This is a genomic window from Ammoniphilus soli, from assembly GCF_040813775.1.
Genome location: NZ_JBEGDL010000001.1, coordinates 221,679 through 246,251, shown reverse-complemented (window position 1 = coordinate 246,251; position 24,573 = coordinate 221,679). Strand labels below are relative to the sequence as shown.

Here is a 24,573-nt window from a genome sequence, read left to right as displayed (position 1 = left end):
TGATAGTGCAAGCTGAAGGTTTTCCTCCCCTGTCATGCGTAAGAGGCAGGGCTACATAAAAAGAAGCTTGTCGGGCGACAAGCTTCTTTTTTCTTTCCTTCACCTACACCCAACCTTTAGGCTCCAATCCAAGTACTTCACGACGAGCCACTCCCTTGCCATGCACCAATACTTTAAACGCATCCCCCATCCCTCCCGGTAAGATCAGCTGACGAATCGCACGATTTCGCTTACTCATGGCGCCATGAAACGGATCACTCTCTTGATGGGATTGGAGCTTTGAAAGAATTCCTCCGTTAATTAAAAATTGACTTTGGGTAAAAAAACCTAAATGAGACAGACCATGTTTCTCTCCTTCTTCGATCATATAAGAAAAATTCACATGAGAGGTTATATCTTTTTCTCCAGGCAAATCTAAAACATCCTCCGATGCTATATGCTGCCGATAGGACATCACGGTTCCCCGCTTTCTCTGGGGGAGATAAAGCTCAGGACGCAAATAACCATAGTCAATAGTTATCAGGTAGCCCGATACCATGTTTCGCCCAATTTCCCTTATCCAGGATCCAGCATCCTGATTGAATTCCACGCGATACCCCAAAGATTTTGGGATATAAGGCTCCTCCTGCTTTAAGTAGTGGAGCAGGTCAATATCCTTCACTTGCACTAATCTTTCTTCCAATTCTGCTTTTTCCTCATTCCAGCCTACTCTGACTTCTTTCCATTCCCCGTTGCGCCACTCTGCTATTTTAACGGGGAACGCATCCAAAAGCTCGTTGGAATAAACCACGCCATTTATCGAATCCTTCGCCGAAACCAGCTCACTCCATTCTTCAAACCATTGCACAGGAAAGTCCGCAAGCTTCTCTTTCTGGAGGCGCCGATGAAATTCACTTTTCTCAATCATGACAGGCCTAACCACTCTTAACAAATCCGGGTTGGATTTTACCCACTTCCTTAAGATCTGAGCCATCAGCTCCCCATTTCCCCCACCGAATTCGACGAGGCAGCCTGGGCTATTGAAGGACAAGCGCGACATCATATCTGCAAAGATATCTCCCAGCGTTTCGCCAAAAACATCTCCTACTGATGAGCTCGTATAAAAGTCTCCTTCTTTTCCTACTTTTACTTTCTCCTTGCTATAATAACCTATGGCTGGTTCATACAGCGCTAACTCCATATAGTCGTAATAGGATATAGAATGATCAGGATCTTGTTTGATCATGTTCTTAATTATCTCGAGTAAGCTCACCTTTTCTCCCTCCAACCCTTTCCATGCCGTCGAATCTTTAATTAACACTATTGACATGTTATCAATATTCTTATATTATAAAAATGAACCATCCCACATCACAAATGTGATGAACCTTGGGGAATCTCCCCCACCCTATTTATATTTCGGAATTTTAAACCTCCCCCAAAACACAACCTTCTACCCCGAAGGTTGTGTTTTATTTTGTTGAGCATAATCAAAGGGTGTCCCAAAAGCGCCTGGCCTCTCCTAACTGCACCATATTTTGCACTTGTCATCAGAGATCATGTACTAAATATGGTGCAGGAGGTGCCTGGACTTTGTTTTGGGACACCCTCGTCCTGAAAACCATCTCCCGCTTATTTCACCATTCCTGTAATAAAAGGGTTATAAAGCTTCTCTGTACCAATGGTCGTCTTCGGACCGTGCCCAGGATAACAAATGGTTTCATCAGCCAATCCCATTAGCTTGTCCTGAATGCTTTGCATGAGTTGGTTGTAGTCCCCTCCCGGGAGGTCTGTTCTGCCGATCGACTGGGCAAATAGCGCATCTCCGCAAAATAAATGTTCGTCAATTACAAATGAAATACTCCCCGGGGAATGTCCTGGAGTATGCAGGACTTTGATGGAGAATCCCGCCAATTCGAGGGTTTGTCCATCCTCCAATTCGAATTCCGCCTTTTCGCAAATGGTTTTCTCCGCTACTGACGGCCAACGGGATGATCCGTTCAAGTCTGGATCCCGGAGCCAAGACTGCTCTGAATTATGTATATAGACTGGTGCGTTGGTTGCTTGTCTGATTGAATTCAGACCCGCAATATGATCAAAATGAGCATGAGTCAAAAGAATGGCCTTCACCTTATAATCCAATGCCTTGCTCAACAGCACATCCGGTCCCGCCCCCGCATCAATGATAAGCGCTTCTCCCGTCTTTTCATTACCTACAACGTAGCAGTTTGTCTGCAGCGGCCCCAAGGGTAACATGAATATTTTCACAAGGGCTACCTCCTTTAATAAAGAATATGTTTATTCTATTCTACACTACTGTCAAGTTTTTGAAAAACGGCAGGGCATAAAAAAAACCCGTATCATAACGGGTTTTCCTTTCATACTTATAAAATATCTGCTGCCAGCTGAGCCAAAGAGGAACGCTCGCCTTTTTCCAATCTTACATGGCCTGCCATTTTCTGATCCTTAAAGCTTTCGACTACATAAGTAAGTCCATTGTTGGACTCATCTAGGTAAGGGTGATCAATTTGCTCAGGATCGCCCATAAGGACAATTTTGCTTCCTTCACCCACCCGGGTAAGAATAGTCTTAACCTCATGCTTGGTTAGATTTTGCGCCTCATCAATGATAATGAACTGCTCCGGGATACTTCTCCCCCGTATATAAGTTAAGGCTTCGACTTGAATGCTGCCCATGCCGGCCAAAATCTTATCCAAGTCGCCTGATTTTTTCGTATTGAATAAATACTCCAGGTTATCGAAAATCGGCTGCATCCATGGACGTAGCTTCTCTTCCTTTTCCCCAGGCAAAAACCCGATATCCTTTCCCATGGGAACAATAGGCCTGGCAACTAGCAATTTTTTGTAAATTCGCTCATCTTCAATTAAATGAAGGCCTGCTGCTAAAGATATTAGCGTTTTTCCTGTCCCCGCTTTACCCGTTAAAGTTACGAGCGGGATATTGTTGTTCATCAGCAGCTCCATCGCCATACGCTGTTGAGCATTTCTCGCTTTGATGCCCCAGACCTGCTCCTCATCCCTGCGGAGTACTTCCAGCCATTTTGTATCCGCACTCACCTTCCCAATGGCAGATTGAGAGCCCCCCAGCTCATCTCGCAATATTACGAACTGATGCGGGCAAAAATTATATCTCGTGGTTAGTTTGGTTGTATCAATCTTTCCATTGGAATAGAATTCCTGAATATACTGACTTGAGACTGCCATTTTCAGGTGACCGGTATAAAGATTCGTGTATTCATGAACGACACGGTCGGATAGGAAGTCTTCCGCCACAATCCCTATGGCATCTGCTTTAACCCGGACCAGAGCATCTTTGCTGACAATGATAACGGGACGACCATTCCCCATTTCTTGTTGTTCTGCTTGAATATTTAAAGCAACTGCTAATATGCGATTATCGTTAGTTACTTCCCCGAAGTGTTCTTGCATCCGAGTGAAGGATTTATGATTCAGCTCAATCCGCAGAGTCCCTCCCGTTTCCAGCTTGACACCTGCATGAAGTTTTCCTTTTGCCCGATAGCTGTCCAATAACCTCGAGAAGAATCTTGCATTCCTTCCGATTTCATCCATATATCTTTTTTTTGAATCAATCTCTTCGAGAACAACTGCCGGAATTACGAGTTCATTATCTTCAAAAGAATAGATCGCATTTGGATCTTGAAGTAATACATTCGTATCCAAGACGTAGATTTTGTTCAATATCTCGCCTCCTATAATTCTTCTCAACTGAACACAAATTTTTGTGTCTCATGCTATTTTATGCAGGTTAGGGAAATAATGGTCTGAAATTAGGAGTTTGCTTTTAGTTTATGAAGAAAAAAGAATTATAGACGAGTTATTTTAATGAAATTATGGAAATATGTATGCATGTTTATTGGAGTAAAGCGAAGAATAAGAAAAGCTTCTATCGAAGCCCTTTCGGAGATGTAGTCGAATTTTTCTTTAGCGGAAGCTTTTGATGCCTCCGGAAAGTTTCGTTCGCTTTAACACTTTAGCGTCCATTGAAGCATTTCATGGAACTCAGACCAGCTTAAGAGGAATATGCTTCTGGGAAAAACCTTTCCCATCCAGCACAAAATAATGAAGGAAGGATGTATCCTGCATGAATAAAAGTCTAATTGCTCTTACCGTGCTTACCTTGGTACTATCAGGCTGCCAAATGGGCAGGCAACAGGGGGAGCCCGCTCGCCAAGGCAACACCCAGATTCAGCAAACTGAACGTGTTCCTCAAACGGCCAAGCAAACGAAAACGAATCAAGATTCCCAAGCAACAGCTGAACGCTTGGCGAAATTAGCGACAGGTGTTCCAAACGTTAACGATGCAACAGTAATCGTTTTCGGTGACATGGCCATTGTTGGAATTGATGTCAGAGCGAAGTTAGATAGACCGCGCGTGGGAACAACCAAATATACTGTCGCTGAAGCATTAAGGGAAGATCCGCAGGGTGCTGCAGCTATTGTCGTAGCTGACCCGGATGTCGTTCAGCGGATCAGGGAAATCAATCAGGATATCAAGCGAGGGCGTCCTGTTGCAGGATTCGCAGAGGAACTGGCGGACATTGCAGGACGCTTTATGCCTCAGTTGCCAAGAGATACAGCAGAAAAAAGACAAACGCAAAATCAGGGCCGAGCTGCCAATCAATGAAGAAAAGACCCCGATGAGGGTCTTTTCTTCATTTAGGTGCTAGCCCCTTTTAGGGCAGTCATCACTTGATTATCTAGTTTTTCAGCTGCCTTTTTATCGTAGGTTTTTTCATACTGAGGTTCTACTGAAATTCGCGAACCATAAAACATAACATCCCGCACCCCATTGATCAGCATTTCAATTTTTGCAAGCTTAAGCGGAACGCCAGCCATTTTCTCGTCCTGTATAGTTGCTTCACCGCTTATTGCATATACCGAACCAGCACCAATTAAAGTTAATGTAACACTCCTGTTGTTTTCAATATTCTTAACAATACGTGAACGATTATCTACTGCAAAAACAATGGTTGATTCATTCAAAGCATATATCCAGGAAATGGCACTAACGTTAGGAGAACCCGTATCCTTGTCTACGGTGTTTAACAATACGAATCTTTCTTTTTTAAACAATGGCAACAATTGTTCATTTAATGATCGAGCTACGGTTTCAGCCAATAGGATAACCTCCTGTAGACAAATGTAATGGATCATTCTTATTGTATACCCAATCCCTTCCAATCATCAATCTATTCTCCCTCTTCCTAATTCCACCCTGATCTTGGTATACTAACAAGTAATAATTCTGACAAGGAGACTGATCATGAAAGTCATCGTTTATTCTACAAGCCATTGTCCCGAATGCAATGTATTAAAGATGTTCTTGCGCGATTACCAAATTGATTTTGAGGTTCGAAATTGCTCAACTCAACCTTCCTACTGGGAGGATGTAAAGGGCTATGGGTTCCTCGGGGTTCCTGTTACCGTTATTAACGGCAACGCCATCCAAGGCCTGAGGCCACAGGAAATAATGAACGAGATCAAGAAACACCAGGGCTAGCGCGACTCTAGCTTGACAAACACCAACCCAGGTTACGAAATCAAGAAAAGGGCCGTCACCCTGCGAGGGGACAGCCCTTTAAACCCGATTACTTTAAAGTTAACAGATATTCAGCCACTGCATCTTCAATGCCAGGAACCAATCCTGCTGGCATACCGCCTTTACCATTGCGAAGAATATCTGCAATTGCAGCTTGGTCATACTTCTGGTCTAGATTATGTAAATTTGGACCTGCAGAACCTTTTAAATCAGCACCGTGACAGGATGTACAAGCAGCCTCTACAGTCCCTTTCACTTCTTCAGCAGTAGGACCTGCAGCCTGTTCCGCTTGTTCGCCTTCTTTTGGAACGCCAGCACCGGAGAAAGCCAGACCTAAGCTAAGAACGAGTCCACCTGCTAGCAAACTAAGCAGCGTTCTAGATGTTTTACCCATTACTCTTCACTCCTTTTTCCAACTCAACATCTCTATTTTTACTCTTTTTCACTCAATAGTCCCATTATAATATCTTTTCCCTAGAAATGCGAATAGAATTCTTAGTTAAAATCATAACGTTCAGGATTTTCATTGATAAAGGAAAGAAGAACCTCAGCAGCTTCTTGTGGAAATTGCTGGGTCTCATCCACTCCATTTTTGGTGTACTTCACTTGATATCGGCTAGAATCCTTTACTACTTCCACAATGCTCACTTGATAATTCTGATTCAGGATATCGGCAACATGTTCCATAGATTGCTTAGCTGCTTCATCATGCGGACGGCTTTCCACCACTAACCAAAGCTGAAGCCAATTAATAAGTGTATCGTAAAGCGTCATCCTTTACCTCATCCCTTCGTTTTCCCTGGAATCCGCCGGTCTGCGCAATCTTACAAATATTAAAAGGGCAGCCGCAACTAGCATGGCCTCAATCATCGGCAAACCCAACGCTTTAAGGATCGTAAGAGGCACACAGCCAATAGCCAGCAAGATATAAATAAAGATCCGCTTTAAGAGGGGGAGCTTTCTAGCAAAACCGAGCTCATAAACAAAGGCTGCAAGTATAAGGATTATATAATAGGGATATGTATCCATCATAGTCTTGATCCATTCCAATTCCATCACCTCACTAGATACTACTTTACCTTTTCTAAAGAAAGAGAACAAGCTTTGTAGCAAGAAAACTTATAAAGCCCAGATGACATAAAAAAACTAGCCCTATAGGGCTAGTGGATATACTCGAAACACGCTTCATGTTTCAGAGGGTTTGATCAAAATAGTAAGCCTGAATGTATTTTACCACATGTCTCAATAAGATAATGGTTGAAGTTTTATCCAATTCTAACATCAGAGAAGATCCTTCAAGTAATGATAAATTCCATCCTCGTTATTAGACATGGTGACATGGTGCGCATAAGCCTTCACTTCATCTGGGGAATTACCCATGGCAACAGCCTTCCCCACAACCCGGAACATATCAATATCATTGTAATTGTCTCCAAACGCTGTACATTGGCTAAGCGGAATCCCAGTATTCCTGCTCAACCTGCATAGAGCGGATGCCTTGTTATCATGCCCTGATAAAACTTCCCACATATCAGGATTGGGACTTAATCTGATCCCTGGATCGATACTATTTAATTCCTGTCTAATTTTCTCCCTGCTTCGGCTGGATATTCCATCCAAATTAAAAGCGAGTAGATTCTTAGCGTGGATTTTTTCGTGGAATTGATTATGATCAAACAAGCGCATGCAATGTTCTACATCATTATAGGGAGTATGATAAGAAGTGCTTATGACCATGTGGTTCGTAGCGATCAGAAAATCTGCGAGACCGGAGACCAGCTCAATAAAACGGCGGATAAAATATGGAGGTAAATTATTATCATAAAGAATTTCACCTTCACGTGTGCGAATATGCGATCCATTGCCGCAGATCACATAATCGACCATTGGCGAGACCTTCTTCATGATAGGTTTAGTGCAGGCCCAGGTCCTACCCGTACAGAGTGCAATCGGATGTCCCTCGGCTCGCAGTTTCTGCAGGGCAAAAAGGGTATTGGGGAGGATCTGCTCCCTGCTATTCAACAATGTGCCATCGATGTCAAATATAAACATGCCGATTCAACTCACTTTGTTTTTTAGAATACCATATTCTGAAGATTATAGCAATGTTTTTTTAAACGTAGGATAAGCCCTTTTTTTCGAAATAAAAAAAAAGCCCATTAAAAATTTTGGGCTTTTTCAATTGCCTGCATTTCCTCTTCAGTGAGATGGTAAGAGGACTTTCCATTTTCCAGCGGCTTGGCATATGTCCTAGATTCCTCACGTCCGAATATACTGGTCATTACAAAACCATCCGCTTTGTCGTCAATAAAAGCGATGGAAAAGCTTAGATCACTTCCTTCATTAGCGAACGCGTTAAACCTGACGACCCCTACATTCCCTTTCTTTCGTTGAAGAGTATCGGCCATTTGGCCTAGCGACTCCTTCTGTATGCAGTGCTCTTGTTCAAGAAGGTAAATACGATCGAACAGCTTCTCCAGTAACGACTCCAAGTTTTCCTTTTCTGTCCCCTCGAGCAGCTGGTTAAACTGTTTTCTTAATTTCCACAAACGCACCCATGTAACAATGATCCATACCAAGAGGAGAATGACAAAGATCATCAGCATTCCGATCATTATTGCCATGATCTGCAGTTCGTTCCAGGTGTTCACGTTAATCTCCCTCCCCCTCATATCCTGTTTCTAGTCTGTACTATGTATTGTCGCTAATTCATCTTACCTCCTCCATGGATCCTCTTTGATTGATTGAAAAAAGCTTCATTGAAGCATTTTTCGTGGTAAGCCAGACCACTTTTAGAGGAAGCTTTTTCCCTAGCTTTACATCAAGGGGTAAACCCTCAAATTTGATAAAATTGATTTTATCAAATTTGACCCGGAGGGTTGATGTAAAGCTAGGGAATTTATGTGTTTAAGAAAGCTTGTTCACTTTAGCGCTTTAGTGAACTTAAACTTTCTTAAACAGTCAAAAAATAAAGGAAGCACCCTTCATTATAAGGCGCTTCCTCAGATATGCAAACTATATTTCCAGCATCAGCATTTCCAATCTTAGGCCCTCTAGCCTTTTCTTACATTCATCTGCTCGGTGGGTTTCGCCTTGCTGCATCGCTTCGAATAATTGTGCCAATTCATAATCCAATTCAAGCCTTAAAACCGGAATCCTTTCTTCTGCGTCCTTACGTTGGATGGCTTCTTGAACTTGCTCCATAGTGACGATGCACTCCTTTTCAAACAAAATCTTCTTATTAGGTCCCTTAATTTCAACGATTCGCACAGACTCGCCATAACGAATATTCTGAACCAGCAGCTGATCATTTGAAAGAAGCTTTACCACAGCGTGTCCCTTTACATCTTGTATAAAGCGCTGAAAAATCGTAGCAAATCGGATATCTCTAAAATGATAACTCTTGTTTCGCAACTTGTATGTTTTTCCATGTTTCTCAAAAGTTAATCTTGTTGTTGTTTCCACTGTCTTAATGGAGAGGGTAAAGTACCTTTTTGTTTCTTTCCAAGCTATTGGCAGTCCCGCTTCAACCACGGCATCAATAAGACACTCGATGTGAGATTTCTCGAAATGCAAGGTGATATTGCTATATTCCATAACCTCATACGATTTCATAAGCGGCCTCCATCTTTTACTAAATTTTCAGTATATTTAATACAATAATATTACGAATAAACAATAAAATCAAGTATAAATTAGGCAAATCCACTTTTTCTCGCCCTTGTAAATGCTTGCCTCTTGTTGTGTCTTATATATGTATGAGCATTATGGTATATTTATGTTAAATTCACTACGCGGAGGCTATAAGGAATGGTTTTTACTGGCTTTACCCCTAAGGATTTTGCTGTCTTCTCTATCGAGGGACTTGATGAAAGAATGGAAGCGATTCGTGAACAGATACAACCTAAATTTAAGGAGATAGGAACGCTTCTTTGCGATGAATTGGCTGTTTTAGCCGGGAACGAAATGTTTTTGCATATTGCTAAGCACGCTCGAAGAACGGTCAATCCTCCAAAGGATACTTGGTTAGCCATCTGCCATGATAAGCGGGGCTATAAAAAGCACCCGCACTTTCAGGTTGGTCTGTTTGATGACCATGTATTTATTTGGCTGGCTTGCATCTACGAGGCTCCTAACAAAACACAGATTGCGGAGAACTTCCTAAGAAATATAGATGCGCTTCGCGATATGATTCCAAGTGATTTTGTCATTTCATTGGACCATACACAGAAAAACTCCTTATCTATGAAGGACCTAAGCGGTGAGCAGCTGGAAGAAAGCTTAGTTCGATTTCGCGATGTGAAAAAAGCGGAATTCCTGGTTGGCCGACACTTTCCAAGCGGAGATCGGATCCTAGAGAACGGCGATGAATTTATCGGCATCGTTAAACATACGTTCAAAACCTTAATGCCTTTATACCAAATGGCTTTTCATTCATCTTAATCTCCGCCTTAAAAGGCGGTTTTTTTTTTTTCTATAGGAAAACCTAAAAGAAAATATTGTTGAAATCGTTACAGATTGATATACTCAATTTTGTTGCAATTTTTATATGGATGGGGGGATAACGATGGATCAAAATAAAACCCCGCTTTTTTCAGGACTATTGGAACATGCCAAGCGGGATCCCATTCAATTCCATATCCCAGGTCATAAAAAGGGACAAGGAATGAATCCCGAGTTTAGGGAGTTTATCGGAAAAAACGCATTATCCATCGATTTGATTAACATTGGCCCTCTGGATGATTTGCATCATCCAAAGGGAATGATCCTGGAAGCTGAACAATTGGCTGCTGAGGCATTTGGGGCAGATTATACATTTTTCTCCGTGCAAGGAACCAGCGGTGCAATCATGACGATGATCATGGCCGTTTGCTCTCCTGGAGATAAGATCATTGTACCGCGCAATGTACATAAATCAGTCATGTCAGCCATTATTTTCTCAGGGGCTATCCCTGTATTTGTTCATCCAGTGATGGATGAACAGCTAGGGATTTCCCACGGCATTACGACGGAATCGGTTCGCAAAGCACTCGAGCACCATCCGGATGCGAAAGGGGTATTGGTCATCAACCCCACTTATTTTGGAATATCTGCAGATCTAACGGGAATCGTGGAACTTGCTCACCAATTTGAGATTCCAGTTCTAGTCGATGAAGCACATGGGGTCCACATTCATTTTCATGAGGATCTTCCGGTTTCAGCGATGCAAGCGGGAGCCGACATGGCAGCCACAAGTGTCCATAAGTTAGGCGGTTCTCTAACCCAAACCTCCATTCTCAATGTACGGGAAGGATTGGTCTCGGCGAATCGAGTAAAGTCTGTGATTAGCATGCTAACAACTACATCTACGAGCTATATTCTTCTTGCATCATTGGATACAGCACGCAAGCAGCTTGCCATGGATGGCAGGGATATGGCAAATGCAGCTATCCAAATGGCGGACATAGCTCGCAGGGAACTAAATGAAATTCCAGGCATTTACTGTGTCGGCAGCGAAATACTGGGTACTCCCGCAACTTTTGCAATGGATCCTACCAAGCTCATTATTCATGTAAAAGAACTTGGGATTACGGGTTACGAAGTAGAAAAATGGCTGCGGGAGCATTATCGGATTGAGGTTGAACTTAGTGATTTGTATAACATCCTTTGCATTATTACCCCAGGGGATACGGATGAAACGATTCAAGCACTAATTCGAGCCATCAGACATCTTTCCGATGAATGCTATCTGAAAAGCAAGATAGAAACGGTGTCCGTTACCTTGCCAAAGATTCCTGCATTAGCTCTTAGTCCAAGAGAAGCCTTCTACTCGGAAACCGAGATCATTCCCTTAAAGGAAGCCCAGGGTAGAATTATTGCTGAATTCATCATGATCTACCCGCCAGGAATCCCTATATTTCTTCCCGGAGAAATCATTTCTCAAGATAACATTGATTACATTCAGGAGAATTTGGCGGTCGGCCTTCCGGTTCAAGGACCAGAGGATGAAAGCATCGAGACCATTCGAGTAATTAAAAGGCATAATCCTATAAAATAGCTTATAGCTATAGCTATCCATTAAATCAGGTGTGAATCCCCAAGGGATTCACACCTTTTCCTTTTTTCACAAAGTATTCACTGTATTTACCTGGTAGGGTATGAGAGAATGACGGTATAAATAGTACAAATGGGGTGAGTGAGATGAAAGTTGGGGGAACCAGAACAGTAACACAAGTGGCCATTTTCCTATTGTTCTTCATTGTTCCTATACTGGATCTCTTTAGGATGGATTTAATGCAGCTCCGCTTTTATGTTTTGCGAAAAAGTTTTTCCTTTAGCGAAGGGTATATTCTGCTTCTTAGTGTACTTCTTATCGTTTTTTTCTTTGTTGGTATTTCTAAGTGGTTTGGACGCCAATTTTGCGGATGGATGTGTCCTCATAATACCTTCTCCGCTTATATCACCAAATTTACCGGATCTGAGAATCTGAAAAACAAGCCACAGGTTCAAAAACTGCTGAACATTCTTTTATCTGTTATATTTGCCCCAGTTATTGCTTTTAGTATGGTCGCTTATTTTTTTGATCCTATTATTTTATTCAGAGATATTATCACGTTGCAGTGGAACAGCTGGGCGATAGGCGCCTACGCCGTCTTGATCATCCTCTTCTTTATTATGATTTTTAGGCTGAGAAGCATATTTTGCCGGACAGCATGTCCTTATGGCATGTTTCAAATGATCCTATCAGACAAGGACTCGCGGAATGGCGGCATAAAGAACATGTTTAGAGGGGCGGGATTGGTTCTCTTAATTCTCGTAATGACGATCATGGGTTTGTTAGGATACTCTATAATGACCACTAGCGGATTTTCTGTCTCCATTGATAAAAAAATACAAGGCATACCGGCAGGAGAATATATTACTTACGCGTATGGCTTAGACATTCGGAATAACTATAAGGAGCCTGTCCTCTATCAAGTCGAATATGACGGTATTCCTTCTGCATGGGATAGCAAGCTTCCTTCAGTTCTGAAAGTTGAAGGAAACAGTTCCCTTGAAGAAACGATGATGTTCCGCATCGATCAAGCAAGCTTGGGACAAAACTTTAGTATTTTGATCAAGGTAAAAAGCGAAGATGGTCATGTGATTGAAAAGAACCTGAGCATTTTTCCGGTTGCGTCTAAATAAAAAATGCGAAAATGAAGAAGCCCTTCTGCTGTATGCATCAGGGCTTCTTCATTTATGAAATCTCTCTGACCTTCTCTTCACTTTCCTTAATCCATTTAATCTTCTCTTCACCGTGAAGCTCTTGGGCTAAAAAGCTAAGGCATTCAAAGAAAAGGTTCATTACGTTTGTCCCGTACCTATCCCTGAAGCTATCCAGTGCCTTCGTAAAGTGAAAATTCTCCAGGGCCTGAATCCGGCTATCTTCGACGATCTTTTTACCCAAGTCTGTAAGGAATACGTTCACGACTCGACCATCTTTGTCGCTTTTCTCAATCGTAATTAAATCCTTCTCCATCATCTTCTTGACGTGAATAACAACAGAAGAAGGGTGCCAGAAAGTCCACTCAGCAATTTGTGTTACGCGTACCCCTTCATAGCAATACACAATCCACAAAATATTAAGTTGCACTGCTGAATCCAAATTAAGCCGTTTCGCTGCCGCCTCCCAATCATCCTTGTTTACAACAGAGATGGCTCGGAATAGGTTTAGAGCCTCATGAAGTTGTTGAATGCGATCCTGCATATCCTTCATCGTTTTCTCCTCACTTACATACTTTGATTTCAACCTATTATGTTATGGCAATGCAATCATTTTGTTGTTTGTAAAGTATTATGCTTATTGTATATTTTTCAAAAAATTTAGTCAAGCCCTTTTTCAGCCTTTATTGCCAGACTTCTGGATTCGGTTGTCAAACTCCTATAGGAATGCTAAGATGTGGATAGCACAGCAGAGGTGCGCTTAGCAAGGGAGATCAAGCGAACTTGAGGAGTGAAAATTCGATGGGTAGCAGTGCCTATATAAAGTTAGTTAAGGAATCGCGTGTTCACCAAGTTACATTGGATGATGTCAAAAGTAAAATAAAACATTACATAGAGATGACACAAAAAACAGGACAACAGCTGGCATGGGGTTATGCTGATGCTGCCTTTCCCTATACGTTGATAGAAAAGCCGGAAGCTCAAGGCAAGTGGTTCTATCTCAAGGGAAATGACCCTAAGCTTTACAAATACATCATGTTCGGTGTTGGAGAAGAAGAAATAGAGAGAGAAGATGAAAAAACTTCTCAATTTTTTATCCAGGTTGTTTTACCGGAAGGCAGCACTCATGGCGATAAGGGCAAAGCAAATGAATTCTGTAAATATCTGGCTAAGGAATTTCAGGGGGAGCTTCATTTATTTAATAATCGAGTAATGTATTATTATCCACGCAAATAAGGAACTACGAAAAAGCTTTATGGATGGCTAAGAAAAGGAGTAGCCCCCTTTCCAGGTAGGGGCTACTCCTTTTCTTTTTCTTTAATTGGAATTCACTTTAATAATGGTTTGTCCGACTCTTACATACTTGTCCGTATGTCTAATTTTCATCAGAAATTGGATTTTATATTCTCCTACGCGATCAAAGGTAATCTCATCCAGTGTAGCAATCCCGACAAAAGCTGTTCCTCTCGCTTGGGTATTGACGGGATCTAAATCAATCGATAAGATTTCTCTGTTCCTGGGATCCAGTACAGTCACCTGGGAATATAACGCTCTCGTTGCAGGTGCACCATCAATCATATAGTACAGATGGGGAATCATTTTCGCATTCTTTTTAACGGATGTAAAAGGCGTGAGAGAAATCCGATTGGTCGCACTTTCCTTAACCTGTTCAGAAACGATCATGTTCACATTGGGTTTAGTTCCAAGGAGTGCAATGATATCCCCCTCAACAGGTGCTTCATAGCCAAGCCCTCTTTCGAGAAACGAATCAACTTTAACAAAACGCTTAAAGAAGGCATCTTCAACTGGAGCGCCAAGGGCAGGTGTTGAACCTAAGAGACAAAAGGTGGAGATGAGAGCTATCGCCTTGCGTTTCATTGTGAACCTCCGTATTTCTTTTTCTTACATGGTTATACGCGCAAAGTGCCCAATAGTTTTGTTTGATCCCCAATTTTATTTTGTTTTGCCTTTGGCTCCCAGAAAACCCATTCATTAAGCTTCTCATCCCCTACCACACGTACCTTACTCCGTATTTCCCGTTCTTATATCGGAAGATCTCCACTTCTTTTGGACTTCTGTATCCATACACCCACCAATCTTCACTCATGCGCTTAGCTAAACAGCCTGCCTGGAACTTCGATTCAAACATTCTTGACCAATAGATCCATTTCATTCTAGAAAAACTCCTTTATGATTTCTCGTTAACAGAGAACACTAAGTATAAATTGTTCAGATAAAGGATGATTTATCATGTTCAAGGTATGGTTCAAGCAAGCTTTTCCTCATAAAACGTTCCAAGCGCATTTCCGTGTAGAACATGAGTTTCATGGCGTAGTTCATCATCACATTTCCGAAACCTTCAAAATCAGGCCCGTAAGCCTTTTGGGTGTGCAATTTTTATTAGATGGGGTACAGGTAAGTGATCCTGTCCTCCATTTGAAGTCGAAGATTATGGTAAACAACGATTATATAAAAGTGTGCTTTCAGGTTATTGACCCAGCAGAGTCGAAAAAAATGATCAACCAATTGGTAAGAGCCCTTGTTAAACAATTATTGGCTTTTGAAAAGCGGTTTTACTCCAATCCCGTCGTCCACTATGTCGAGCCCTTCTGCAAGAGATGTATCCATTACCAGACCAAACCGTTAAACCAATGCATAGCTACCTGTTGCTTTCAGGCTAGCGAATCGGAGAACGCTGCCGAGAAGGCTGAATTATCCTTTAATAGTAATCCCAGGAATTAGGGATTTTATTACTTATCCTACCTGTTGGTTTTCATCTGAATCGTTTAGCTTCCTATCCCTCTCCGCCTCTTCTTCATCGCGAAGCCGATGGGCCATGCGGCTGGATGCGGATGCGGCGATGCTAGCGACAAGATCATCCAGGAAAGTATGAATCCCTTTTCCTCGTTTCGTATCTAGCTTTTTAATGATTCCGACTTTTTGTTTATCAAGATGACCAAAAGTGGTTACGGCTATACTTCCGTATCCAAAAACGGATCCAAGGGCCAGTGTTTCGTCACAGCCAAACAACCCTTCGTCGCTTTCCACTATGGATTGCAATGGTTCGGCCAATAGCCCCTTTTCGGCTAGGATATCCAGTTCTGTTCCAACCAATACCGCATGCTGTATTTCCCTTTTCTCCAGTACGGCATGAACGCTTTCAATGCAGCTTTCAATCTTTAGTCCTATGTGATACGGGGCTTGCATAAGGTAGACAACCTCGGCAATATCCTCAATCGTGACACCACGATCATCCAGTCTTTTCAATGCTGCTGCCTTCACTTCTTTGCTGTGTATTTGTCTCCTCATAAGAAATCTCCCCTCTAATGCGATCTATCCCCACTCAAAACCTGTTTGGCTCCTTTTCTTTCGGAATAAGATTGTATAAACTTCCTCGAGTTGTCATCCTTATTCCGCATAAATTCCCTAACTTTACATCAACTCTACGGGTCAAATTTGATAAAATCAATTTTATCAAATTTGAGGGTTTACCCCTTGATGTAAAGTTAGGGAAAAAGCTTCCTTTAAAGGGGGTCTGGCTTCCCTGAAATGCTTCAATGAAGCTTTTTTTACCGCTAAAAAACAAATCATCTATTAATTCAAACAAAAAATCAGTCTCCTACTAAATAGAATAACACAAAATATAAAAATCGAAGGGGCTAATTAAAGGCTGTAAATTATTCTATGTCAAGGAAGGTAAGGTTATCACCGTCCATTCACCTGTCTTGCTTGCACAAAAATAATACATCGCAAATAGGAAAACAATAACAATACATGTTAGAATAAAGGTAAACCTTCACGAGGAGTGATGAAGAAAAATGAAATACACGATCGCCATATTTCCAGGACACGAAGTCCAGGAGCGCGCCAACTCTTACCGGAAAAGATACGATTCCCATTATGCGCTCATTCCTGCCCACTTGAAACTGAAGTGGCCTTTTGACGCAGCTGAACAAGACCTTTCAGGCATCGTTGACTATATTGATCGCGTGGCTAAAGAGACGGATCCTTTTGATCTGACTTTCCACAAGATCAAAACGTTCTATCCGACGAATCCGGTTATCTATTTTGGTGTTCAAGATCCTTCTGATCTAGTTTCCCTGCACAGTAAATTAAATGAGGGTATTCTCCAACGAGATGAGAAGTACGTCTTTCTGCCCCACTTAACGATTGGTCAAGACATGATTGAGGACGAGTTTCACGACGTGTACGGCCGACTGAAAATGATTAACCTGAATTTGAAAAGCCACATTGACCGCATATCCTTACTCTATCAATTAGGTGATAAAACATGGACAACCCATCAAACCTTCCTCTTGGGGAAAAAATAATTGCTTCTGTGAGAGCGGTGAAGACTCCGGAGGAAAAGGACCATGCCCGCTCTGTCCGAAAACAGGTATTTATTGAAGAACAAAACGTCCCTCCGGAATTGGAATATGATGCACATGATGAAGATCCACAGACCGTGCATTTTATAGCCTACTCCAATGGCATCCCTCAAGGTGCAGCCCGATTAAGACCTTATTCCTCCAACAGCGGAAAAATCGAAAGGGTGGCTGTTCTCAAGGAAGCCAGAGGCCAAGGGATCGGTGCGCTTCTTATGGTAGCTATAGAGGAGCAAGCCGTTAGAAGAGGATTTAATAGTTTAAAGCTAAATGCTCAGCTGCATGCTGAACCTTTCTATCGCCGCATCGGCTATTCCCCGATTGGCAATGTGTTTCTGGAAGCGGATATCGAACATATTGCAATGGAAAAAGAGCTGGAAAGTTAATTTCCAGCTCTTTCTTTTGCCTTTTTCTTCAATTGTAGTACGGTATCATAACTTGTTTTTCTATTTCCCAAATCACCATGGAAGATCACCCCATTACGTTCCCCATGGAAATCAGAGCCCGCTGTTACGATGAGACCATGCTGCTCCGCGAGCTGGCTATAGTACCTTTCCTGTTCTGCGTCATGATCCGAGTGATAGGCTTCTATCCCTTCTAATCCGTTATCGATTAGTCTTTTCAAAAGGCCATTATCAGGCCCATATAAGCCAGGATGAGCCAAAACAGGTACCCCTCCCGCTTCCTTGATCCAATTGATTGCATCCTGAGGCGTTATCCGCGGGGGGTTCGCATAAGCTTTTGCGTTTTGCCCTAAATATTCACGAAAAGCTTCTTCCATTGAAGAAACAATGCCTTTAGCCATTAAGACCTCAGCAATATGAGGCCGACCGATATTTCCTTCGTCCATCTTTCTTCTCTGGCTCACCTCTTCTAAGGTAATGTCAATGCCCAGTTTCTGCAGGTTTTCAACAATCATCTCATTGCGTTTGTTTCTCGTATTGCGCAATTCCTGCAATCGGGTAAGGAAACGCTGGTCCTCAATGCCGATATAATATCCAAGTACGTGGATATCCTTGCCCTGGTCAACGGTGCTGATTTCTATGCCGGGAACAACCTCGACCCCCCATTTTTCGGAAGCTTCGATGGCCTCTGCAATCCCGGCAACAGTATCGTGGTCGGTAATAGCCAAAGCCTTCAATCCTTTTTCTTGTGCTCTTTTTACGCTTTGATGAGGTTCATATGTACCGTCGGAAGCTGTTGTATGCGTATGGAGATCAACCATTTTCTATCCTCCTTTTCAATTTATTTTACAAAACCATTCTTTTTCTCCAACATTCCTCATATGATTTCACTATCTATGGAAGGGTCCTATCTTTCCTCTATGGTTCCATTCGATATGATAAGGGAGGAACGTACGTGCAATTGAAGGATAAGTGCTTAAATGGACTAGTGAAATCGTTTTCTCTGGTAGACTCCACCTTTACCCAGCAAGGTTTTAGGCGATGCGGGAAACCCGAAGCAGTTACTTATCAGCTGATTATACAAGACTCTGCTACACAAAGCCTCTACACTCTAGTCATTCCGACTCGGAAAGAACATTCCGATTCTAATCAATACACCGTACGAATTGGTAGGGCTCATTTAAAGAAAGACGGTCGTACTGAAAAGCTTAAGCCATCTATGAAGATCCCAGAACCGATTTGGAATGCAGTCCAAAGCAAACTGGCAGAAATTGCTGATTATCTGCAGGTACAAAAAACATAAAATTAGGGAGGCCGCTAGGGAGCTGTCCCTGATTCATTTAATTTCTCCCTAAGATCCCAAACTAATCCCTAAACGCTTCCCTGATCCATCTCCCAAACAGAAAACACGGCTAGCTCTTAGGCGCTAGCCGTTTTTGTTCCGGTTGGTTAATATCCAAGGATGTGATATCCGGCGTCAACATGAATGATTTCTCCCGTAACTCCGCGAGATAAATGACTCATTAGGTATAAAGCCGTATCCCCTACTTCGGACTGATCTACCGTACGGCGCATAGGAGATTTTTCTTCAATAAGGCTGAGGATTTTATTAAAATCACCGATGCCTTTAGCCGCTAATGTACGGATCGGTCCTGCAGAAATTGCATTGACGCGAATATTATGCTTACCCAAGTCTGCAGCTAGGTATCTGACTGAAGCATCTAGAGCAGCTTTGGCTACACCCATAACATTATAGTTTTGGATGACGCGCTCACCGCCTAGATAAGTAAGGGTAACGATGCTTCCCCCTTCCGTCATAAGACCCTTCACCGCTTTGGATACCGCTACTAAGGAAAAAGCGCTAATATCCTGGGCTAGAGCATATCCTTCCCTGGACGTGTCGACGAAATCCCCTTCCAACTCTTCCGTTTTTGCAAACGCAATGCAGTGAGCAAGTCCGTGGACAACTCCAACCTCTTCCTTGATCTGCTGGAAGGCTTGTTCGATATCTTGATCGTTCGTAACATCACAGGATATAAGAAGCTTTCTTTCTGGCTTTAGGGTATCCACCAATTCCTCGACATTTTTCTTCAGGCGTTCTCCCTGATATGTGAAAATCAAATTCGCGCCCGCCTGATGCAAGGATTGGGCAATCCCCCAAGCGATACTTCTTTTATTGGCTACGCCCATGATGATATAGTTCTTGCCGGCCAACAATTGACTCATAGGATGAAACCTCCCTATCTGTTCTATTAGAATTTCATCTTTGATAAGCAAACATAGTAAGTAAAGCTTCTTCGAAGCATATTCAAGGAAGCCAGACCGCCTTTAGAGGAAGCATTTTATGCGGAATAAGGATGAGAAATCGAAGAAGTTTTTTCTTTCTTATTCCGTTAACAAAAAAAAACACGAAGTAGTGTTTGGATCATTATACCACTTCGTGAAAAAAAAAGAAATCTCCATTGCCTATTCGGTGTCACCCATGCTATTCTGTTCCCACTTTTCATCAAGACTGGTCATCGTTTGACCATCCACCACCATATGGTCAATCAAAGGATTCAATGAAGTTCCGAAAGCCCCTGGATATCGAGGTTCTCCATGGGGTTCCCTTAAGTACCATCCGCTCATTAAAGTCCCTCCTTTTAATTAGTTAGATTTTTTCGGAGCATATGGGTTGAACTCTTCAGGATCCTCTGGGTCCAGGTTGGTTTTCGCGCCAATAAAGGGACCTGCAGGGGTTTTCTGGATAATGCGGTCATTCAATTGATCAAAGTCAGGCAATTGGTTCCCATCTATATGTTTATCCATTATATTCATCGCCTCCTATAGCTTAGAGTCGACGTTCTCATTGATTTCTATGTATCCTTTATAAGAGACAAATACATTTTATTCAAATCGTCATTAACCGCTTTATATTTATGCGGCTTTACCGGGATGTTCAGCCATTGGAATACTTGACATAAGTCATCAAGAATTTTGTCCGTAGAATCATAAACGCGCTCAATATCCTGTAAGGTTGCTGTTTCTATGCCGTGAGCAACTATGGTTCTATGGCGAATATCCATCAAATCTCCCATATTTTTGCCGGATAGAACGTTTACAATTTTTTGCCACTTCCCGCCGCCTTGACGCAAAATTTCCTTCATCCCGTTAAGCAATCCCCGATATAGCTTAAATTGGTGTTCAAAGGCTTGCTTTTGATAAATCCTATCCCTTAAGGAATATTCTTGTTTCAGCTTAAATTGAATGACCGCATATTTATAAAGCAATTCACGCAACTGAAAGACACGGCCGAGAAAATCGGTATATGCCTCTCTATCCAATTGAATAACTAATTGATCTAACAATTCATTGAAAATCGATGATGGGTTTCCTTCAATAAGTAAAGGGAGATCGCTAGTATACCTGCTGAGACCTGGATATGGGGACAATTCCTCTTCAGGAACCGGATCTGCCATCCGTTTCGCCTCTGAAAAATTGAAATTGATCGCTCGCTGACAGCTTAAGACCAGTCTGTAAAAAGATGTTCCCTGTTGCTGAAGGATATCCAGCATTTCGATGGCTCCATCGTAATCATACCGATGGATTAAACGAGTTACGGCATATATTTCACAGTCATTATTCATAGTATCCCCCGCATTTCAATAACCTTCAGCCTTCTATGATAAAGCACGGATTCAGAGTAGCCAAGGAAAAATTCAATTTGTTGAGATATTGACACAACCCCTGGATTCCAAAGTACAGAAAATGCTATACAATGCAGATATAGTGATCAACGGGGGGATTTATGATGGAGGGCCTAATCATAGAAATAGAAGCCATTTTCAAGAAACACGGCATTTATTATACCTATGAAGCCCAGCCTAACCAGCGGCATCTCTTCCGGTGGAATGAGACCATGCGGGATGCCGGAATGGTAGCTGATAATGTTATGCTGGATTTCAATCTAGATGACCTTCATGAGGCGATCTTCCTGGGGCTGATCCGCATCCCTCATGCTTATCGATCACACGGAATCGGTGAGGAAATTGTTCAATTGCTCAAGGAATATGCTAAAGAGCACCATTACTCCATTTTATTGGAAAGCGCACCGGAAAACATGCTATTCTGGCAAAAAATGCACTTTTCATGCTTTATGTACGAATACTATGGATTTTGGATGATGGGCTATGGAGGTAAAAATAAGCAGCTATTTAAAGTAAAGTGGACTCAAATGAAACCGCACCTATATACCGATGCAAGCTAAGCCAATAACGCGAAAAGGGAATCCCCCGCGATGACACCATCGGGAGGATTATCGGATATAAATCTCGCTAATCATCTGCTTGTCATCATGCCCGCAAATGGGGCAAGAGAACAGATGGGGACAGTGATGTTCTTTCGCATCATTCCCAATGCCATCCTCCATTTTCATGCCATCGATTTCAAGATAGGCACTGTAGTCGTCAAAATAATCCATTAGCCTCCCGCTATCTGTCATTCTCTCTTGGCAGAAAGGACAGTCCTTCCCATATGACTCCATCTCCATGCCGTTACATAAGGGACAAATAAAAGCCATGAACGTACCTCCTCAGCTTGTCGAAGCATATTCCTATTTTCCGCTAGCAAAGGAGATTTATTCTGTTCCTAGCTTCGATATCCATTTTTTCGCCAATTCGTATGTTTCTTTACGGTTAAAAGTTGGGTCAAATAAGCTTTGCAAAGCTAACCCTTGCAAGATGGCCAGAATTAATCTTCCTGTCGCTTGGCTACCGGCAGCCATCTCGGAAATGGTTCCTGCTTTCGCATGAATAGCTTGGCCAAATAAAGCTTTCATCTCTTTCTGATGAAAAGCAAGAGAAACCAATTCATAAAAAACCTGTTGGTGTTCAGGAAAAACCTGGGACTTATACGACTCTTCCGAAACATAGGCCTCCATAGTTTCAACCGGTGTCTTGTCTCGCTTTTCTTGCTTGAATTTCTTCAGTTCTTTTAGGTCATTTTCAAAAAAGTCCTCTAGCAAAGAAATCAATAATTGATCCTTCGTCTTGAAATGATAGTAGACAACTCCTTGGGTAACACCGGCAGCTTCCGCAACATTCTTTAGCGTAATTTTCCCTTGCCCCTTCTTCACTAATTGCTGCTTAGCAGCCCCTACTAAATCAATGGGCCTAATCTGTTTCGGCTTTCCCACGCAGTTCTCCTCCCTTTTTCAAAGCCTATGTTAAGGTATATGGATTTTCTTCGCCCCCGGTATAAAGCTTGGATAATTTTTCCTGCAAACTCTCATCGAGCTCCAGATGAATCATGGCTCCCTCCTCCACTTGGATGAGGGGGTAAGCTCCTTCCTGAAGCGGATTCGCTTCTACTGTCATGAGGAATTCCGGCATGGATAAAATAACGGAGCTAAGCGGATTTTCCTCGACTTGCTGGTCGTTTACCAAATCCAAAAGATGGTTAAGCGGTGGGCTCATGAATATCGTAACCAGTCGCGCTTCCTGACCTTGATGTGTATGTTCTCGCTTTTCCCGAATCCAGATCAAAAAGGAAGACGTCCGCACAGCAGGATTAGGATGATTCTTGATAAGAGTAAGAGCTTGCAGGAGAGATGACATTAGCCTTTCTTCCGCTTGTTCCTCTCCATATTTCCCAACCGAACTGGAATAATCGATCATGTATCCGATCCCGTCTTCAAGGAGCTGCTCGTCTGTCAATTGATGAGCTTCTTTGGTTCGGATCGCTTCATCGCCTTCCTCCCGAGACTGAGGAGCTGGCAAGTCTTTAATCCGCTTCAGACAAGCTTCTCGCTCATCAGGAGGCAATTGGTAGGCTTCCGAAAAGATATGGATTAGCAGTTGTTCTTCCATGGCCAAATAATGTATCCACAACTGTTCTTGCTGGAAGATTTGTTGCAATTGCTCTTCTTCCTGTTGGTCATTCATTTTGAAGCCAACAGGAAAGCCAAGAGGGTTCTGAGGATCTGTAAGAGTCCACACCACAATGAAAAATTGGCCCTTATACACTTGAAAGTCCAGCATGACTTGCGAACCCGAGGACTGGGAAAAGTCCTCGATATCCTGAAACACGATGACGATATCCACTCTCCCGGAGGAGTCGCTTCTGGAAAAATAATGCTTCCCTTCATTCCAGACGCAATCATAGAGATCTGGGAATGAATCCTTTTCGAGAATGTTACCGACGGTCTCCTCAGATAACGCCCGATTACTCATCCTTGGCTGCTCCCCAGTCCCAACCTGCCATCTCCTGAAGCAAGCACGTATCCGTGGCATCGATATGGACAGGGGTCACAACCATATATCCCTTAACCAGCATATCGCTGTCGCTTTTCTCCACCCGTTTTCTATCGTAATCACGCTCTATCCAATATTCATCCCCCTTATCCGCAGCCCTGCGGTCAATTCGGTCGGTGTAATGGTGCAGGTCTAGAGGAACCGGGACAATTCCGCGCAGCTCACTGGCCTTTACATGAGGGATATTGACATTCAAAAACACATCAGGCGGAATCTTAAGGGGATCAACATGCTTGAGCCAGGGTCCGAGCATTTCCTTGACCTCGCCAAAGTCAAATGGGTGAAAGTGATTATCATAAGATAAAGCTAAGGAAGGAATGCCGTGGATTACGCCTTCCCTTGCCGCACTCACAGTGCCTGAATAATAAATGTCTTTTCCTAGATTAAGACCTGCATTGATCCCTGAAAGAATAAGATCCGGTTTTTCGTCCAGGAGAACGTGGAGAGCGATCTTGACACAATCGGCTGGATTTCCGTTCACACTCCAAGCCTTGACGTGCTCCAATCCATGAAAATCGACTTTCTCAGCCAATAGGGGCTGGCGAACGGTTATCCCGTGACCAACTGCACTTTTCTCTCCGCTCGGTGCTGAAACATAAACCGAAGCCCAATCAGAGATGGTTTCTACGAGATGTTTAATTCCTAGCGCATGGATGCCATCATCATTCGTTACTAGTACTTTCAGCATTGAACTCTTAACCTCCCGGAACTTTGCTGGATATTATCTCCATTCATATTATACCTTAGAAA

Annotated in this window: 35 protein-coding genes; 11 read left to right on the top strand and 24 right to left on the bottom strand. The window is 42.6% G+C overall.

Features of this window, described 5'->3' with window-relative positions:
- Positions 1-103 precede the first annotated feature (103 nt).
- The 3 genes from ABLT31_RS01360 to ABLT31_RS01350 all read right to left on the bottom strand — a co-directional run bounded on the left by ABLT31_RS01360 (position 104) and on the right by ABLT31_RS01350 (position 3,698).
- Positions 104-1,309, bottom strand: coding sequence for a class I SAM-dependent methyltransferase (locus tag ABLT31_RS01360; protein ID WP_367747889.1), 1,206 nt, complete (start codon positions 1,307-1,309; stop codon positions 104-106).
- 302 nt (positions 1,310-1,611) lie between these two features.
- The gene (locus ABLT31_RS01355; RefSeq protein WP_367749331.1) at positions 1,612-2,235 is read right to left on the bottom strand and encodes an MBL fold metallo-hydrolase; all 624 of its coding nucleotides are present in this window, start codon (positions 2,233-2,235) and stop codon (positions 1,612-1,614) included.
- 128 nt (positions 2,236-2,363) lie between these two features.
- The gene (locus ABLT31_RS01350) at positions 2,364-3,698 is read right to left on the bottom strand and encodes a PhoH family protein (protein WP_367747886.1); all 1,335 of its coding nucleotides are present in this window, start codon (positions 3,696-3,698) and stop codon (positions 2,364-2,366) included.
- A 403-nt stretch (positions 3,699-4,101) separates the two neighbouring features.
- On the opposite strand from ABLT31_RS01350, the gene ABLT31_RS01345 reads away from it, so the two are divergent.
- Complete coding sequence (locus tag ABLT31_RS01345) at positions 4,102-4,644, top strand: YhcN/YlaJ family sporulation lipoprotein (RefSeq protein ID WP_367747884.1); 543 nt, start codon at positions 4,102-4,104, stop codon at positions 4,642-4,644.
- A gap of 32 nt (positions 4,645-4,676) precedes the next feature.
- Here the strand turns inward: ABLT31_RS01345 and ABLT31_RS01340 are convergent, their stop codons facing one another.
- Positions 4,677-5,138: a pyridoxamine 5'-phosphate oxidase family protein gene (locus ABLT31_RS01340; protein WP_367747881.1), complete on the bottom strand. Its 462-nt coding sequence runs from the start codon at positions 5,136-5,138 to the stop codon at positions 4,677-4,679.
- 145 nt (positions 5,139-5,283) lie between these two features.
- On the opposite strand from ABLT31_RS01340, the gene ABLT31_RS01335 reads away from it, so the two are divergent.
- Entirely contained in the window at positions 5,284-5,520 is a 237-nt protein-coding gene (locus ABLT31_RS01335; RefSeq protein ID WP_367747878.1) for a glutaredoxin family protein, read from the top strand.
- A gap of 88 nt (positions 5,521-5,608) precedes the next feature.
- Here the strand turns inward: ABLT31_RS01335 and ABLT31_RS01330 are convergent, their stop codons facing one another.
- The 6 genes from ABLT31_RS01330 to ABLT31_RS01305 all read right to left on the bottom strand — a co-directional run bounded on the left by ABLT31_RS01330 (position 5,609) and on the right by ABLT31_RS01305 (position 9,174).
- Positions 5,609-5,953, bottom strand: a complete 345-nt coding sequence (locus ABLT31_RS01330; protein WP_367747875.1) for a c-type cytochrome — start codon at positions 5,951-5,953, stop codon at positions 5,609-5,611.
- 101 nt (positions 5,954-6,054) lie between these two features.
- The gene (locus ABLT31_RS01325; RefSeq protein ID WP_367747872.1) at positions 6,055-6,333 is read right to left on the bottom strand and encodes a hypothetical protein; all 279 of its coding nucleotides are present in this window, start codon (positions 6,331-6,333) and stop codon (positions 6,055-6,057) included.
- A 3-nt stretch (positions 6,334-6,336) separates the two neighbouring features.
- Entirely contained in the window at positions 6,337-6,609 is a 273-nt protein-coding gene (locus tag ABLT31_RS01320) for a YlaH-like family protein (protein WP_367747869.1), read from the bottom strand.
- A 231-nt stretch (positions 6,610-6,840) separates the two neighbouring features.
- Entirely contained in the window at positions 6,841-7,611 is a 771-nt protein-coding gene (locus tag ABLT31_RS01315) for an HAD family hydrolase (protein WP_367747866.1), read from the bottom strand.
- 107 nt (positions 7,612-7,718) lie between these two features.
- Positions 7,719-8,210: a DUF4446 family protein gene (locus tag ABLT31_RS01310; RefSeq protein WP_367747863.1), complete on the bottom strand. Its 492-nt coding sequence runs from the start codon at positions 8,208-8,210 to the stop codon at positions 7,719-7,721.
- 364 nt (positions 8,211-8,574) lie between these two features.
- The gene (locus tag ABLT31_RS01305) at positions 8,575-9,174 is read right to left on the bottom strand and encodes a hypothetical protein (RefSeq protein WP_367747860.1); all 600 of its coding nucleotides are present in this window, start codon (positions 9,172-9,174) and stop codon (positions 8,575-8,577) included.
- A 195-nt stretch (positions 9,175-9,369) separates the two neighbouring features.
- Between ABLT31_RS01305 and ABLT31_RS01300 the strand changes: the two genes are divergently transcribed.
- The 3 genes from ABLT31_RS01300 (at position 9,370) to ABLT31_RS01290 (ending at position 12,726) form a co-directional block, all read left to right on the top strand.
- Positions 9,370-10,002: a DUF1054 domain-containing protein gene (locus tag ABLT31_RS01300; protein WP_367747857.1), complete on the top strand. Its 633-nt coding sequence runs from the start codon at positions 9,370-9,372 to the stop codon at positions 10,000-10,002.
- 124 nt (positions 10,003-10,126) lie between these two features.
- Positions 10,127-11,596 carry an aminotransferase class I/II-fold pyridoxal phosphate-dependent enzyme gene (locus ABLT31_RS01295; protein ID WP_367747854.1) on the top strand — a complete coding sequence of 490 codons (1,470 nt, stop codon included), beginning with the start codon at positions 10,127-10,129 and terminating at the stop codon, positions 11,594-11,596.
- Between the two features lie 143 nt (positions 11,597-11,739).
- On the top strand, positions 11,740-12,726 hold the full coding sequence (locus ABLT31_RS01290; RefSeq protein WP_367747851.1) for a 4Fe-4S binding protein: 987 nt from the start codon (positions 11,740-11,742) through the stop codon (positions 12,724-12,726).
- A 52-nt stretch (positions 12,727-12,778) separates the two neighbouring features.
- Here the strand turns inward: ABLT31_RS01290 and ABLT31_RS01285 are convergent, their stop codons facing one another.
- Positions 12,779-13,297 (bottom strand): MarR family winged helix-turn-helix transcriptional regulator, encoded by a 519-nt coding sequence (locus ABLT31_RS01285; RefSeq protein ID WP_462976454.1) that lies wholly within the window; start codon positions 13,295-13,297, stop codon positions 12,779-12,781.
- 248 nt (positions 13,298-13,545) lie between these two features.
- Between ABLT31_RS01285 and ABLT31_RS01280 the strand changes: the two genes are divergently transcribed.
- Entirely contained in the window at positions 13,546-13,980 is a 435-nt protein-coding gene (locus ABLT31_RS01280; protein ID WP_367747849.1) for a DUF1885 family protein, read from the top strand.
- 81 nt (positions 13,981-14,061) lie between these two features.
- On the opposite strand, the gene ABLT31_RS01275 is transcribed toward ABLT31_RS01280, so the two are convergent.
- Positions 14,062-14,622 (bottom strand): hypothetical protein, encoded by a 561-nt coding sequence (locus tag ABLT31_RS01275; protein WP_367747847.1) that lies wholly within the window; start codon positions 14,620-14,622, stop codon positions 14,062-14,064.
- A gap of 130 nt (positions 14,623-14,752) precedes the next feature.
- The gene (locus tag ABLT31_RS01270; protein WP_367747845.1) at positions 14,753-14,917 is read right to left on the bottom strand and encodes a hypothetical protein; all 165 of its coding nucleotides are present in this window, start codon (positions 14,915-14,917) and stop codon (positions 14,753-14,755) included.
- Between the two features lie 77 nt (positions 14,918-14,994).
- Here ABLT31_RS01270 and ABLT31_RS01265 point away from each other — a divergent pair, with 77 nt between their 5' ends.
- The gene (locus ABLT31_RS01265; RefSeq protein ID WP_367747842.1) at positions 14,995-15,486 is read left to right on the top strand and encodes a hypothetical protein; all 492 of its coding nucleotides are present in this window, start codon (positions 14,995-14,997) and stop codon (positions 15,484-15,486) included.
- Between the two features lie 12 nt (positions 15,487-15,498).
- Here the strand turns inward: ABLT31_RS01265 and ABLT31_RS01260 are convergent, their stop codons facing one another.
- Together ABLT31_RS01260 and ABLT31_RS01255 are read right to left on the bottom strand one after the other, a co-directional pair.
- Positions 15,499-16,053, bottom strand: coding sequence for a phosphatidylglycerophosphatase A family protein (locus ABLT31_RS01260; RefSeq protein WP_367747839.1), 555 nt, complete (start codon positions 16,051-16,053; stop codon positions 15,499-15,501).
- Between the two features lie 34 nt (positions 16,054-16,087).
- On the bottom strand, positions 16,088-16,351 hold the full coding sequence (locus ABLT31_RS01255) for a hypothetical protein (RefSeq protein WP_367747836.1): 264 nt from the start codon (positions 16,349-16,351) through the stop codon (positions 16,088-16,090).
- 211 nt (positions 16,352-16,562) lie between these two features.
- Between ABLT31_RS01255 and ABLT31_RS01250 the strand changes: the two genes are divergently transcribed.
- Together ABLT31_RS01250 and ABLT31_RS01245 are read left to right on the top strand one after the other, a co-directional pair.
- Complete coding sequence (locus ABLT31_RS01250) at positions 16,563-17,075, top strand: 2'-5' RNA ligase family protein (RefSeq protein WP_367747833.1); 513 nt, start codon at positions 16,563-16,565, stop codon at positions 17,073-17,075.
- A complete protein-coding gene (locus ABLT31_RS01245) occupies positions 17,036-17,515 on the top strand; it encodes a GNAT family N-acetyltransferase (protein ID WP_367747831.1) in 480 nt (159 codons plus the stop codon). The genes ABLT31_RS01250 and ABLT31_RS01245 overlap by 40 nt, the downstream gene beginning before the upstream one ends.
- Here the strand turns inward: ABLT31_RS01245 and ABLT31_RS01240 are convergent.
- On the bottom strand, positions 17,512-18,354 hold the full coding sequence (locus ABLT31_RS01240; RefSeq protein WP_367747828.1) for a PHP domain-containing protein: 843 nt from the start codon (positions 18,352-18,354) through the stop codon (positions 17,512-17,514). The two genes, ABLT31_RS01245 and ABLT31_RS01240, sit on opposite strands and share 4 nt — an antisense overlap.
- 134 nt (positions 18,355-18,488) lie before the next feature.
- Here ABLT31_RS01240 and ABLT31_RS01235 point away from each other — a divergent pair, with 134 nt between their 5' ends.
- Positions 18,489-18,836 (top strand): hypothetical protein, encoded by a 348-nt coding sequence (locus ABLT31_RS01235; protein ID WP_367747826.1) that lies wholly within the window; start codon positions 18,489-18,491, stop codon positions 18,834-18,836.
- 146 nt (positions 18,837-18,982) lie between these two features.
- Here the strand turns inward: ABLT31_RS01235 and fabI are convergent, their stop codons facing one another.
- The 4 genes from fabI to ABLT31_RS01215 form a co-directional block, all read right to left on the bottom strand.
- Positions 18,983-19,759: an enoyl-ACP reductase FabI gene (gene fabI / locus ABLT31_RS01230; RefSeq protein ID WP_367747823.1), complete on the bottom strand. Its 777-nt coding sequence runs from the start codon at positions 19,757-19,759 to the stop codon at positions 18,983-18,985.
- Positions 19,760-19,999: 240 nt separating this feature from the next.
- Positions 20,000-20,161 (bottom strand): hypothetical protein, encoded by a 162-nt coding sequence (locus ABLT31_RS01225; RefSeq protein ID WP_367747820.1) that lies wholly within the window; start codon positions 20,159-20,161, stop codon positions 20,000-20,002.
- 18 nt (positions 20,162-20,179) lie between these two features.
- Positions 20,180-20,341: a hypothetical protein gene (locus ABLT31_RS01220; protein ID WP_367747817.1), complete on the bottom strand. Its 162-nt coding sequence runs from the start codon at positions 20,339-20,341 to the stop codon at positions 20,180-20,182.
- A 47-nt stretch (positions 20,342-20,388) separates the two neighbouring features.
- On the bottom strand, positions 20,389-21,159 hold the full coding sequence (locus ABLT31_RS01215) for a hypothetical protein (RefSeq protein ID WP_367747814.1): 771 nt from the start codon (positions 21,157-21,159) through the stop codon (positions 20,389-20,391).
- A 164-nt stretch (positions 21,160-21,323) separates the two neighbouring features.
- Between ABLT31_RS01215 and ABLT31_RS01210 the strand changes: the two genes are divergently transcribed.
- Positions 21,324-21,779, top strand: a complete 456-nt coding sequence (locus tag ABLT31_RS01210; RefSeq protein WP_367747811.1) for a GNAT family N-acetyltransferase — start codon at positions 21,324-21,326, stop codon at positions 21,777-21,779.
- Between the two features lie 48 nt (positions 21,780-21,827).
- Here the strand turns inward: ABLT31_RS01210 and ABLT31_RS01205 are convergent, their stop codons facing one another.
- Genes ABLT31_RS01205 through surE form a run of 4 tightly spaced genes read right to left on the bottom strand, consistent with a single transcriptional unit; the run spans position 21,828 to position 24,511 of the window.
- On the bottom strand, positions 21,828-22,091 hold the full coding sequence (locus tag ABLT31_RS01205) for a hypothetical protein (RefSeq protein WP_367747808.1): 264 nt from the start codon (positions 22,089-22,091) through the stop codon (positions 21,828-21,830).
- A 57-nt stretch (positions 22,092-22,148) separates the two neighbouring features.
- Complete coding sequence (locus ABLT31_RS01200; RefSeq protein ID WP_367747805.1) at positions 22,149-22,706, bottom strand: TetR/AcrR family transcriptional regulator; 558 nt, start codon at positions 22,704-22,706, stop codon at positions 22,149-22,151.
- 25 nt (positions 22,707-22,731) lie between these two features.
- Positions 22,732-23,742, bottom strand: a complete 1,011-nt coding sequence (locus ABLT31_RS01195) for a hypothetical protein (protein ID WP_367747802.1) — start codon at positions 23,740-23,742, stop codon at positions 22,732-22,734.
- Entirely contained in the window at positions 23,735-24,511 is a 777-nt protein-coding gene (gene surE, locus ABLT31_RS01190) for a 5'/3'-nucleotidase SurE (RefSeq protein ID WP_367747799.1), read from the bottom strand. The genes ABLT31_RS01195 and surE overlap by 8 nt, the downstream gene beginning before the upstream one ends.
- Between the last annotated feature and the right edge of the window lie 62 nt (positions 24,512-24,573).